This is a genomic window from Nocardioides marinus, from assembly GCF_013408145.1.
In the GTDB taxonomy this organism is placed as follows: domain Bacteria; phylum Actinomycetota; class Actinomycetes; order Propionibacteriales; family Nocardioidaceae; genus Nocardioides; species Nocardioides marinus.
This window is the reverse complement of the sequence record NZ_JACBZI010000001.1, coordinates 1,298,610-1,310,833: the sequence shown is the minus strand read 5'-3', so window position 1 is coordinate 1,310,833 and position 12,224 is coordinate 1,298,610. Positions and strand designations below refer to the sequence as shown.

At 72.1% G+C, this 12,224-nt stretch carries 10 protein-coding genes; 3 read left to right on the top strand and 7 right to left on the bottom strand.

The annotated features are described in order from the left end of the window. Window positions 1-33: 33 nt before the first annotated feature. Window positions 34-1,725, bottom strand: a complete 1,692-nt coding sequence (gene leuA, locus BKA05_RS06315; protein WP_179533027.1) for a 2-isopropylmalate synthase — start codon at window positions 1,723-1,725, stop codon at window positions 34-36. 285 nt (window positions 1,726-2,010) lie between these two features. On the opposite strand from leuA, the gene BKA05_RS06310 reads away from it, so the two are divergent. Then, window positions 2,011-2,613: a response regulator transcription factor gene (locus BKA05_RS06310; protein ID WP_179530670.1), complete on the top strand. Its 603-nt coding sequence runs from the start codon at window positions 2,011-2,013 to the stop codon at window positions 2,611-2,613. Between the two features lie 30 nt (window positions 2,614-2,643). Here the strand turns inward: BKA05_RS06310 and BKA05_RS06305 are convergent, their stop codons facing one another. Both BKA05_RS06305 and BKA05_RS06300 read right to left on the bottom strand, forming a co-directional pair. Further along, the gene (locus tag BKA05_RS06305) at window positions 2,644-4,758 is read right to left on the bottom strand and encodes a glycosyltransferase (protein ID WP_179530669.1); all 2,115 of its coding nucleotides are present in this window, start codon (window positions 4,756-4,758) and stop codon (window positions 2,644-2,646) included. Continuing rightward, window positions 4,733-6,325: a hypothetical protein gene (locus tag BKA05_RS06300; protein ID WP_179530668.1), complete on the bottom strand. Its 1,593-nt coding sequence runs from the start codon at window positions 6,323-6,325 to the stop codon at window positions 4,733-4,735. Before BKA05_RS06300 ends, BKA05_RS06305 begins: the two co-directional genes overlap by 26 nt. A gap of 164 nt (window positions 6,326-6,489) precedes the next feature. Here BKA05_RS06300 and BKA05_RS06295 point away from each other — a divergent pair, with 164 nt between their 5' ends. Both BKA05_RS06295 and BKA05_RS06290 read left to right on the top strand, forming a co-directional pair. Next, window positions 6,490-7,002, top strand: coding sequence for a flavodoxin family protein (locus BKA05_RS06295; protein WP_179530667.1), 513 nt, complete (start codon window positions 6,490-6,492; stop codon window positions 7,000-7,002). Window positions 7,003-7,028: 26 nt separating this feature from the next. Beyond that, window positions 7,029-7,817: a septum formation family protein gene (locus BKA05_RS06290; RefSeq protein WP_179530666.1), complete on the top strand. Its 789-nt coding sequence runs from the start codon at window positions 7,029-7,031 to the stop codon at window positions 7,815-7,817. A gap of 19 nt (window positions 7,818-7,836) precedes the next feature. On the opposite strand, the gene era is transcribed toward BKA05_RS06290, so the two are convergent. The 4 genes from era to BKA05_RS06270 are packed head-to-tail and all read right to left on the bottom strand — an operon-like array spanning window position 7,837 to window position 12,215. Next, entirely contained in the window at window positions 7,837-8,775 is a 939-nt protein-coding gene (gene era / locus BKA05_RS06285; RefSeq protein WP_179530665.1) for a GTPase Era, read from the bottom strand. Then, complete coding sequence (locus BKA05_RS06280) at window positions 8,772-9,554, bottom strand: SIP domain-containing protein (RefSeq protein WP_179530664.1); 783 nt, start codon at window positions 9,552-9,554, stop codon at window positions 8,772-8,774. Before BKA05_RS06280 ends, era begins: the two co-directional genes overlap by 4 nt. Window positions 9,555-9,567: 13 nt before the next feature. Then, window positions 9,568-10,854: a class I SAM-dependent methyltransferase gene (locus BKA05_RS06275; protein WP_179530663.1), complete on the bottom strand. Its 1,287-nt coding sequence runs from the start codon at window positions 10,852-10,854 to the stop codon at window positions 9,568-9,570. Next, entirely contained in the window at window positions 10,851-12,215 is a 1,365-nt protein-coding gene (locus BKA05_RS06270; RefSeq protein ID WP_179530662.1) for an FAD-binding protein, read from the bottom strand. The genes BKA05_RS06275 and BKA05_RS06270 overlap by 4 nt, the downstream gene beginning before the upstream one ends. Window positions 12,216-12,224 lie beyond the last annotated feature (9 nt).

The following is a 12,224-nucleotide window of genomic DNA, read 5'->3' as shown; positions in this document are numbered from 1 at the left end:
CTTCCGGAAGGACGCGCCGGCTCGGCGGGACGGTCAGGCGCGGTTGACCGCGCTGATGACGGCCTTGAGCGAGGCGGTCACGATGTTGGCGTCGATGCCGACCCCCCACAGCACCCGGCCGTCCACGGCGCACTCGACGTACGCCGCCGCCAGGGCGTCGCCGCCCGCGGAGAGCGCGTGCTCGGCGTAGTCCAGGACGCGCACGTCCTCCACTCCCCCGAGCTCGGTCCCGCCGAGGCTCAGCAGGGCGTCGACGAAGGCGGAGAGCGGCCCGTTGCCCTCGCCGTGCAGGCTGCGCAGCTCCCCGCGGACGTAGACGTTGACGTCGAGCGCGTCCTTCTGCCCGGCCGCCGAGGAGGTGTGCACCGAGTTCAGCTTCAACGGGGTCTCGCGGTCGAGGTACTCGGCACGGAAGACGTCCCAGATCGCCTCGGGGGTCATCTCGCCGCCGTCGGCGTCGGTGCGCTGCTGGACCACCCGGGAGAACTCGATCTGCGCCCGCCGGGGCAGGTCGAGCTTGTGCTCGGCCTTGAGCACGTAGGCCACGCCGCCCTTGCCGGACTGGCTGTTGACCCGGATGACGGCCTCGTAGGTGCGGCCGACGTCCTTGGGGTCGATCGGCAGGTAGGGCGCCTCCCAGGGCAGCTCGCGCACCGGGACCCCCTGCTCGGCCGCGCGGCGGTCGAGGTCCTCCAACCCCTTCTTGATGGCGTCCTGGTGGGAGCCGGAGAAGGCGGTGTAGACGAGGTCGCCGGCGTACGGGTGACGCGGGTGGACCGGCAGCTGGGTGCAGTACTCCACCGTACGGCGGATCTCGTCGATGTCGGAGAGGTCGACCTGGGGGTCGACGCCCTGGCTGAAGAGGTTCATGCCCAGGGTCACCAGGCAGACGTTGCCCGTGCGCTCGCCGTGGCCGAACAAGCAGCCCTCGACACGGTCGGCACCGGCCATCATGGCCAGCTCCGTGGCTGCGACGGCGGTGCCGCGGTCGTTGTGCGGGTGCAGGGAGATCACGGTGTTCGCCCGGCGGGTGAGCTGGCGGGAGAACCACTCGATCTGGTCGGCGTAGACGTTCGGGGTCGCCACCTCGACGGTGGCCGGGAGGTTGAGGATGATCTCGCGGCCGTCCTCGGGCTGCCACACGTCGGTGACCGCCTCGCAGACCTCGAGGCTGAACGGGAGCTCGGCCGAGGTGAAGATCTCCGGGCTGTACTCGTAGCCGATCACGGTCATGTCCAGGTGCGCCTCGCCGTGCTTCATCACCAGCTCGGTGCCGCGCACGGCGATGTCCTTGACCTCGTCGGTGCTGGCCTTGAACACGACCCGTCGGAAGAGCGGTGCCACGGCGTTGTAGAGGTGGATGTTGGCCCGGGGCACGCCGACCAGCGACTGGACGCTGCGCTCGATCAGGTCCTCACGCGCCTGGGTCAGCACCGAGATCGTCACGTCGTCGGGGATCCGGTCGCCCTCGATGAGCTGGCGGACGAACTGGAAGTCGGTGTCGCTGGCCGAGGGGAACCCGACCTCGATCTCCTTGTAGCCCATCTTCACGAGCAGGTCGAACATGCGCATCTTGCGCGCCGGGCTCATCGGGTCGATCAGGGCCTGGTTGCCATCACGCAGGTCCGTGGAGAGCCAGCGCGGCGCCTCGGTGATGGTGCGGCTGGGCCAGGTCCGGTCCGGCAGGTCGATCGGCGGGAAGGGGCGGTAGCGCTCGAAGGGCATGCCGCTGGGCTGCTGGGGCGGGATGGTGGTCACGGTGTCCTCGCTGGGTGCTGGTGGCTGGTGCTCTGGCTGGGAGTCGTGGTGACCGGCGCACAGGGGAGCCTCCGCAGCGAGGGGGTCCGGCGTCAGACCTCGCTGCGGCAGCGAAGGAGGAGGGACTGCAGCATCATGACGCCGCCCACCATAGCCCAGCACCCGCACCGGGGCGTCGGTCGTCCGGATTCACCCCATCGGGCGAGGCGTCGCGCGAGCCCTCGCGCGATCGGCCCCACTACCTTCCTGCCCATGCCACTGCGCCCGTCCAGACCAGTGCGGCTGGGCGTCGTCGCCGAGACCGAGCTCGTCGCCCACGGTCTCGCCGGGATGCTGCGTCCCCACAGCGGCCGGGTCTCGCTCTCGGTGCTGCGCGAGCCGGGACCCACCGCCGGTCTCGACGTCGTCCTCTGCGACCCCTTCGACGGGCGGGACGTGTCCCGCGGCCTCGAGCAGATCCCCGCCCTCGGACCGGCCAAGGTCCTGGTCTTCACCTGGTCCGACCACCCCCAACGTCGACGCCGCGCGCTGGAGGCCGGCGCCGACGGCTTCCTCACCAAGCGCGCCAGCGCCGCCGAGCTGCTGGCCACGGTCGAGGCGGTGCTGCGCGGTGACCCCGTGCCCGAGCACGGTCCGCGCGGCGAGGAGCCCCCGGCGTTCCCCGGCCTCTCCCAGCGTGAGTCAGAGGTGCTCGTCCTCATCGGTCGCGGCCTGTCGAACCAGGAGATCGCCGACCGGATCTATGTGTCGGTGAACTCGGTGAAGACCTACATCCGCCAGATCTACGCCAAGACCGGTGCCACCCGGCGCACCCAGGCCGTGGCCTGGGCGCACGACCACGGCTGGGGCGGCTGACCGACCCGAGCCGGTCCGACGGTGCGAGGGTCAGCTCCCCACCGGCACCGCCACCGCACCTCGGGCACGTGAGGGAACCGAGCCCCCGGGTACCGGTGCCTGTCGCCCAGGCATCTCGCGCACGGGCACCCGGAGGCCGGGGCGACGCTCCGCGCCCGGCGCGCCCACGGGCGCGGGCACGGGCACGGCGCTGGGGCTCCTCGGCTGCGGCGACTCGGGCAGCCAGCGGACCGGCGGCTTCGGCACGTCCCGCACGGGTCGGCCTCGTCGGCGGGCCCGAGGTGCCACCGGCCCTCGCGGCGACTCACCCACGGCGGCAGCCGCGGTCACCGCCCCTCGCGGCACGGGGACTCCCGCAGCGGCGGGCCGCAAGGCCGCCGGACCCGAAGCGACCGCTGGCACGGGGCGAGAAGGCACCGCCCGGGCAGGCCGCGACTGGACCGGCGCCGCTCGCGAGGGATCCAAGACCCGGGTGACGGCGGGTGTGGCGGGACGGATCACCGCCGTGCCGCAGCGATCGGCAGCGAGGAAGTGGACGGCCGGCCGACTGACGACCCTGACCGGGTTCCCTGCGGGGCGATCCCGGCGCCACTCCGCGAGCGCCACCGAGGTGGCGATCGCCGCCCGGCGCGTCGGGCTGGCGTACCGGACGCCGTGCGCGGTCTTGTTCCACGACGGCCGCCAGGACGGCACCAGCAGCTCGACGGCGGCCAGGTAGGTGGCCGCCGACAGCAGCATCCACCAGGCCGGCAGGCACAGCAGGAGATATCGCACCGTCCCGAAGCGCTCGCGACGTACGGCGGCGAAGAGCGAGATGCTCAGCAGAGCCAGGTTCCCGACGATCAGCAGGCCCATGCCGGCGTAGTAGAGCGGACCCGGGAACAGCGCGATGATCCGCGGGGACCCCGTCAGCATGTAGACGACGAAGATCGTCCAGAAGATCGGCGAGAGTGCCAGGGAGACAAAGGTGCCCCCGACCTGGAGGAGGAAGGCGAGGTAGCCGAGCAGCCCCATCGAGTGTGCCGCGCGGATCGGGTTGCGCATCAGGACCAAGGAGGTCTGGGCGTACCCCTTGACCCATCTGCTGCGTTGGTTGAGCGCCGCGCGGGCGGTCAGGCACGCCTCCTCGTCGGTGTGGCTGTCCATCACGGCCGTGCGCCAACCGGCAGCGGCGATCGCGCCGCCGAGCTCGGCGTCCTCGGTCACGTTCCACGGGTCCCACGCTCCGACCGAGGCGTCGGGCAACGGCATCGACGGCATCTCGTCGGGATCGAACGCGACCTCGTGGAGCACGTGCACGGGGAAGTGGTTCGAGGTCCCGCCCAGCGGTACCGGCAGACCGAGGCGGGCTAGGCCGGTCAGCACCAGGTCGAAGTGGACGGCGTACTCGTTCCCGAGCAGACGACTCGTCCAGGTCGTCGGACGAAGGTCGTAGCCCTCCTCGTCGCGGCGCACGCGCCCCTCGCCGTCGATGTCGGGCACCTCGTTGTCGAAGACCAACCGGGCCTGCAGGCAGCCCAGCGGCTCCCCGCGATCCTCCGCAGCACGGAACGTGCCGACGGCCAGACGAAGCTGGTCCGGCTCGGGTCGGTCCTCGGCGTCGTAGATGACGACGAACTCGCCAGTCGCGAACTGCAGCGCGTAGTTGCAGGCCTTCGGCTTGCCGTACGGCTCGACCGCAGGCGTCACGACGACCCGGACGTAGTCGGGCAAGGGGTAGGCGCGAGCGGCCTCCACCGTGGCCGTGTCCCGCTCCTCCAGGACCAGCAGGCACTCGAGGCGGTCCTTGGGGTAGTCCAACGCCTCCATCGCGGCGACGACCGAGGGAAGCATGTGCGCTTCGTCGTACATGGGGTGCAGCGTCGTGTAGCGCGGCAGGTCCTCGTCGGCGACGGCCGCGACCTGTGGCGCCCGGTAGCCGCGCGACGCCCAGACGAGCAGCAGCCTCAGGCCCATGAACACGGTCAGGAACAGCATCGCGGTGGCCACGGAGAGGACAGCGACGAGCCCCGGTGCGACCAGGACCGCCCCGAGGACGAGCGTGAGGACGACGACGAGGACGGTGCGCTGGGCCGCGGTGGTGGTGCGACGCGCGGTCTGGCGCACGTACGGGCGGCGGTCACTGACGGGTACGGACAGCGTCACCGGGTGCTCCCTTCTCGAGGACGAGGAAGTTGTCGGTCTGCAGGACGACCCCGAACCCGGACAACCGATGGGTGTCGTAGAGCGCGTCGTGGACCGAGTCCTCGTCGCCCGGAGTGGTCCGCATCACCACCACGTCGATGTCGTTGGCCGCGGCCGCCGGTGCGGTCAGCCCGGAGGTCCAGGCGTCCTGGCTCCCCTCGTAGACGACGCGGTCCTGGTTGGGGAACACCACCCACTCGTTGAAGATCGACTCCACCAGGACACGGCCACGGGTCTGCTCGGCCACCCACACCCCAACCTCACGCTGCTCCTCGTAGGCCCGCCACGCCTCAGCGGCCTCCACCTCGGTGACCACCGAGTCGCCTCCCCCATGCCAGGCGACCGCCAGACCGGCGGACCCGATCGCGACGACCAGGCCCGCCCCAAGGACACGTAGGCCCGGTGCACGCGGGGGCAGCTGAGCGACGAGGTACCCGGTGAACAGCGCGGCCGGCACCAGCAGCACCACGGCCATCCGCAGGTTGTAGAGGTCGCCGTCCACCTCGACGACGCGCATCGGCTGGCTCCCCGACCACAACCCGTAGACGAGAAAGGCAGAGGGCACGAGGGTCACGGCGAAGACGCTGAAGGCCGACGAGAACCTCTCGCGCGCCGCCATGAGCACCAACCCGACCAGTCCGGTGGCCAAGAAGGGCCACGAGACCACGTGCGCGGCTCCCCAGGCGTAGGTGAGCAGCGACAGGCGCCACGATCCGACCTGCTCCAGCTCCAGGCGGGCGGTGAGGTCCCGGCTGCCGTAGGTCCCGGACAGCCACCCCATCCAGTCACCGAAGATGACCTGGTTCCAGAGCAACCAGGCGACCACGGCCGCGCCCATGTAGAACCCGAACACGAGCAGCAGTCCCTGGGCCGACTGGTCCCCGCGCCAGAAACGTCGGCGCTGAGCGACGCAGGTCTGCAGCACGACGCACCACATCGCGGCGGAGAAGACCCAGGCCTCGTAACGCACCAGCACGAGCAGGGCGCACAGCCCGGCGCCGATGAAGAGCCAGGAGGTCCGTCCCTCACGCTGCCACTGCCCGACGGCGAGCACCGCCCAGACCATGCCGGCGTACATCAAGGGCTCGCCCATGGGCGTGGCCTGGAGGTACAGGACGTCCGCCGCCAGCCCGAAGACCGCGGCGCCCGCCCACCCGGCTGCCCGGCTGCCGGTGGCCAGGTGCAGCACCCGGTGCAGCCCGACGCAGGTGGCGACGTAGCAGAGCATCGAGAAGACAGAGCCGGCCAGTCCGGTCAGGTAGAGCGTGTCGTTCCATGCCAGCGTCATGATCAGCACGTGCTGCAGGGGAAGCCAGACACCGCCCAGCTGCCCCAGGCCAGTGGTCTGCCCCACCAGCACGCGCCGCCCGATGAGCAGGTGGGACAGGGAGTCCTTGTATCCCAGGACCGTGCCCTGCTGCCAGACGACGACGAACGCCAGCACCGAGGCCACGGTGGCCAGGACAGCGATCCTGGTGGCGTCGGGGTGCCAGGATCGCTCGCCGGTCGTCACGGGATGCGGTTCCACGCGGCCCCCTGGGCTCGTGCCACGCGTCCCTGCCCCCATGACGACGCTCAGACGATTCTGCTGGCTCGCACGGTCCTGCGCAGCCGCTTGAGTAAAATCCTGGTGACGAGGGGCTCACGTGAGTCGCCGCCCGTCGCCCTGCCGCCTCTCCTAGGCTCGAGGGCATGGCCTCCCTGCTCGTCGTCCACCACTCCCCCACCGGCACCGTGCGCGCAGTGACCGACGCCGTGGTCGCGGGGGCACGGCACGAGGACATCAGCGGCGTGGAGGTGGTGGTGCGGCCGGCCCTGGAGGCCAGTGCCGAGGACGTGCTGGGTGCCGACGGCTACCTGCTGGTGACCCCCGCGAACTTCGGCTACATGTCGGGGGCGCTCAAGCACTTCTTCGACTCGCTCTTCCTGCACGTCGGGGGCTCCCTCGCCGACGACGGCGCAGCCGTGGGGGGTGCCGCCGGAGGGGGTGCAGCCGGAGGAAGCGGGAGGCGCCGGCCCTTCGGCCTGGCGGTCCACGGCCGCTACGACACGACCGGCGCGGTGCGCTCGGTGCTGGCGATCACCGGCGCGCTCCCCTGGCAGCAGGCAGCCCCCGTGCTCGAGCTCCTCGGCGACCTCGACGAGGCCGCACTCGAGGAGGCCCGCGAGCTGGGCGGGACCCTGGCAGCGCTGCTGTCGGACTGACCGAGGCCGCCCGGTAGCCTCCCGACGTGCTCTCCCCCCGCCGCCTCCCGAGACCGGTCCTCGCGGCCGCGCTCGTGGTCGCGCTGGTCGCGTGCGGTGACGAGGAGCCCTCGACCAGGAGCACGGAGCCACCCGAGAAGGGCGCGTGCCGGCTGCTCACCCCCGAGGACGTCGCGCAGCCCAGCGACGGCACCCCGACCGTGCCCTGCGGCGACCGGCACACCGCGCAGACCTTCGCGGTCGGTGAGCTGCCGCCGAGCCTGCACGACCTCGACGCGGACGACCCGTCCCTCGGCGCCTGGGTGTACGGCGAGTGCAGCGGTGCCTTCACCGGCTTCCTGTCCGGCGACGAGTCCGCGGTGATGCGCAGCGTGGTGTCGTGGGTCTGGTTCCGGCCCGACGACGCGGCGTGGGAGGCCGGAGCACGGTGGTACCGCTGCGACGTGATCGGCGGCGGCGAGCAGCTGACCCCCTACCGGGCACTGCCGAAGAACGCCAAGGGCCTGCTCGAAGGGCTCCCGCCGGACCAGTGGATGGTCTGCGCCACCGGTCGGACGGTGAAGGCCGGGACGAAGGTGCCGTGCAGCGAGCCGCACACCTGGCGCGCGGTCACCACGATCAAGGTCGGCGAGGCGGGTGAGCCCTACCCCGGCGACGCCGAGGTCGCGGAGATCACCAGCGACTTCTGCTCCGACTCCGTCGGGGCCTGGCTGGGCTACCCCACGTCGTACGACTACGGGTCCACCTTCTTCGGCGAGGCCGAGTGGGAGGCCGGGAACCGCCGGTCGGTCTGCTGGGCCAAGACCCAGCAGTGAGCCGGACGCCCCGAGCGGGCTAGAACCCGAGCTTGCGCAGCTGGCGCGGGTCGCGCTGCCAGTCCTTGGCCACCTTGACGTGCAGGTCGAGGTAGACCGGCGTGCCGAGCATCGCCTCGATCTGCGCCCGGGCGGCGGTGCCCACCTGCCGCAGCCGTGCGCCCTTGCGGCCGATCATGATGCCCTTCTGGGAGTCGCGCTCGACGTAGAGGTTGGCGTGGATGTCCAGCAGCGGCTTGCCCTCCGAGCGGCCCTCGCGCAGGCCCATCTCCTCGACGACCACCGCGATGGAGTGCGGCAGCTCGTCGCGGACGCCGTCGAGAGCGGCCTCGCGGACCAGCTCGGCCACGAGGACCTCCTCGGGGCTGTCGGTGAGCTCACCGTCGGGGTAGAGCTGCGGGCCCTCGGGGAGCATCCCGACCAGCAGGTCGGCCAGCAGGCCGACCTGGTCGCCGGCCGTGGCCGAGACCGGCACGATCTCGGCCCAGTCGGTGCCGGTCTCCTGGCCCAGGGCCTGGATGGCCAGCAGGTGCTCACCGATGCGCTCGGGGGAGGCCAGGTCGGTCTTGGTGGCGACCGCGATCTTGGTGGTGCGCCGGACCTTGGCGAGCTCACCGACGATGAACCGGTCACCGGGGCCGATCTTCTCGTTGCTGGGGAAGCACACGGCGACGACGTCGACCTCGGCCCAGGTGCTGGTCACCAGGTCGTTGAGGCGCTCACCCAGCAGCGTGCGCGGGCGGTGCAGCCCGGGGGTGTCGACCAGCACCAGCTGGGCGTCGGGGCGGTGCACGATGCCGCGGACCACGGTGCGGGTGGTCTGCGGCTTGTCGCTGGTGATGGCGACCTTCGAGCCCACCAGGGCGTTGGTCAGGGTGGACTTCCCGGCATTGGGACGCCCCACGAACGAGGCGAACCCGCTGCGGTGCTCCTGCTGGTCCTGCGTGGTCTCACTCATCCCTGGGCCTCCCGTGCCTGGTCGTAGTCGGCCCAGATCTCCTCGTCGGACTTGCCGGCGGCCTTGCCCGCCCGCCAGATGGGGCCGGGGTCGACGGCCCGAGGCTGGCGCTCCTGCCCACCGCGCCAGTAGCCCATCACGTCGTACTGCTCCGAGGGCAGCCGCCGCTCGCGCATCAGGTGCTTGCGGATCGCCCGCATCTGCGCGGACTCCCCCGCCATCCAGAAGTAGCCGGGGCCCTCGGGCCACGTCAGGTCGGTGACCACCTCGGCCAGCGCGGAGACGCCGTCGCCGGGCTGGGCCAGCCACGACACCTCGACCTCGTCGGGGAGGTAGCCGGGCAGGCGCTCGGGGACCTCGGCCCACACCCGCACGGGCAGGTCGGTGCTCCCGACGATGCGGGCCATGGCGGGCATCGCGGTCAGGTCACCCACGAGCATCAGCCAGCCGGCGTCGGCCGGCGGCGAGAACGAGCCCTTGGGGTCGGTCACGGTCACGGTCTCACCGACCACGGCGTCGGGGCGCTGGGCCCACTCGGTCACCAGACCGACGTCGTGGACGACCACGTCGAGGACGAGCTCCGCGCCGTCCCAGGACCGCACGGTGTAGTAGCGGCTCTGGAACTGGCCGGGCACGACCAGCCCGACCCACTCGTCGGGCACGCCCGTGCTGGTGAAGCCACCCAGCCCCTCGCCCCCCAGCGTCAGCCGCAGCAGGTGGTCGGCGAGCCGCTCGCGGCGCAGGACGGTCGCGCTGTGCTGCTGGGCTCGGACACTCACGCGCCGAGGCTACTCACCAGGACGGGCGCAGCGGGAATCCGTCGCGACCGTCCTCGTCGGTGCGGACCGCCAGCACCTGGTGCAGCTGGATCTCGTTGCGCTCGAAGGCGAGCCTGCTGCCGGCCATGTAGAGCCCCCACACCCGGGCGGTGCCCTCCCCCACCTCGGCGACCGCGGCGTCCCAGCTCCCCACGAGGTTGCGGCACCAGTCGCGCAGCGTCAGGGCGTAGTGGTGGCGCAGGTTCTCCTCGTGCACGACCTCCAGCCCGGCGTCCTGGGCCGCGGTGATGATCGTGCCCGAGCCGGTCAGCTCACCGTCGGGGAAGACGTAGCGGTCGATGAACGCGCCGGTCTCCCTCGGCCGGTTGTCGTGCCGGGTGATGCAGTGGTTGAGCAGGCGCCCCCGGGGCCGCAGGCGGTCGCGCAGGAAGCCGAAGTACGCGGGGTACTGCTTGACCCCGATGTGCTCGGTCAGCCCGATCGAGGAGATCGCGTCGAAGTCCCCCTCCAGGACGTCGCGGTAGTCGCTGTGCCGCACCTCTGCGAGGTCGCCGAGCCCGTCGCGGTCGATGGCCTCCTTGGCGTACGACGCCTGCTCGCGGCTCAGCGTCACCCCGAGCGCCTGCACGCCGTAGTGCCGCGCGGCGTGGCGGACCATGCCGCCCCACCCGCACCCGACGTCGAGCAGACGCTGACCGGGCCGGAGGCCCAGCTTGCGGCAGACCAGGTCGAACTTCTCCGCCTGCGCCTGCTCCAAGGTGGCGTCGGCGTCGGGGTAGACCGCGCACGTGTAGGCCATCGACGGCCCGAGGACCAGCTCGTAGAAGGCGTTCGAGACGTCGTAGTGGTGCGCGATCACCTCCGCGTCGCGCGACAGGGAGTGCCGCAGCCCCTCCACGGTGCGCCGCCACCGGGGCAGGTGCTCCTGCGGCGGCGGGGGCGGCGGCTTGAGGACGCCGAGCCCGACGCCGGAGACCAGGCCGCGGACCAGCGTCAGCGCCTCCCCGGGCGAGGGCGCGCGGAAGCGCAGGTGGCTCTGCAGCAGCCGCATGGCGTCGTACGGGTCGCCGGGGTGGACCCCGTGGACCCGCAGGTCGCCGCTCACGTAGGCCCGGGCCATGCCGAGGTCGCCGGGCGCGGTGAGCAGGTAGGACAGCCCGCGCTCGGAGACCAGCTCGAGGGTGATGTCGGCGTCGGGCGGGCCCGCGCTGGAGCCGTCGTAGGCCTCGAGCCGCACGGGCAGGCCGTCGCGCAGCAGCGAGGCGACCGCCTCGCCGATGGAGAGGGTCGGGGAGGTCACTGGCGTCGCACCACCTTGTCGTAGAGGGAGGTCAGTCGGTCGTCGGGGTCGTGGACCGCGCGGACGGCGGCCAGCCCTGCGCCGTCGTAGAGCCGGTCGAAGGCCTCGCGGTCGTAGAAGGCCTCGGAGTAGAGCGACTTGTGGCCGCCGAGCGCGTGCACCTGCTCCTCGACGGCCCGGTTCGTCGGGCCCTGCGGGGCGTCCGGACCGACGTGGACGGTGCCCCAGAAGCCCACGTTGACATAGGTCCTTCCGGGCTCGAGCGGGTAGGTGGGCCAGTCGCGCCGCGCGACCAGCGGGCAGATCCACACCGGGGTCATCCCGACGTGCTCGTCGAACCAGTCGAGGAACTCCGACAGCCGCTCGACGGGCACCTCGACGTCCTGGACGACCCGCTCGCGACGCGGGCGCCCGGCACGCCGGTCGAGCCGGTCCACGATGCCCAGTCGGGTGTCGAGACCCACCAGACGGTGGTACACGTCGCTGCGCCGCCACCGGCGCGGCCAGAGCCGGCGCACCCAGGGGCGGTGCAGCCCGAGCGCTCCCGAGCACCAGAACCAGTCGGTGTCCCAGCGCCAGAGGTAGTCGAGCGTGCTGAGCTCGTCACGAGGCCGCTGCTGGAGCGAGCGGAAGAAGATCCGCTGACCGGTGTAGTCACTGGGACGGCTGGCCTCCCCCTCACGCCAGCGCGCCAGGGTGAGGTAGGCCTCGTCGGGGGCGAACACCACGCCGTCGAGCGCGTCGACGCGCTCGCCGTCGTGCTCACCGGTCTCGACGATCGCGGCGATGGTCTTGGCCAGCAGGCCGCGGTCGTCGACCCGCACGTGCTCGAGCTCGACGTGCCCCGGCGCCGGGAGCAGCTCGACCAGCAGCCGCGTGGCGTAGCCCAGCGAGCCGTAGGAGTTGGGGAAGGCGTCGAAGAGGTCGTCGCCCGGACGGACCGTGACCACGTCCCCCGCTCCGGTGAGGACGTCCATCTCCAGCACCGCCTCGTGCGGGAGGCCGTGGCGGAAGCTGGTGGACTCGATCCCGAGACCGGTCACGGCCCCACCGAGCGTGATGGTGCGCAGCTGCGGCACCACGGTGGGCACCAGCCCGTGAACGAGGGTGGCGTCGACGAGGTCCTCGTAGGTGCACATGCCCTGCACCTGGGCGGTGCGCGCGGTCGCGTCGACCTCGATGACGCCGTCCAGGCCGGACACGTCGAGGCCGGTCCCCACGGCGGCCCGCGGCCGGAAGAGGTTGGAGGTGCGCTTGGCCAGCCGCACCGGCTGGTCGGCCGGGATCGCGGCGTACGAGGCCTGCAGACGCCCGACCGCGTCCGCGTGCTGTTGCCAGGGGTCAGCAGCTGGCGCCCTCACGGGGCCGAC

Excerpts from the sequence above, each read along its gene's own strand:
- BKA05_RS06295 (WP_179530667.1), top strand. The coding sequence starts at position 6,490 with ATGGCCTCCCTGCTCGTCGTCCACCACTCCCCCACCGGCACCGTGCGC.
- leuA (WP_179533027.1), bottom strand. The coding sequence starts at position 1,725 with ATGCCCTTCGAGCGCTACCGCCCCTTCCCGCCGATCGACCTGCCGGAC.
- BKA05_RS06310 (WP_179530670.1), top strand. The coding sequence starts at position 2,011 with ATGCCACTGCGCCCGTCCAGACCAGTGCGGCTGGGCGTCGTCGCCGAG.
- era (WP_179530665.1), bottom strand. The coding sequence starts at position 8,775 with ATGAGTGAGACCACGCAGGACCAGCAGGAGCACCGCAGCGGGTTCGCC.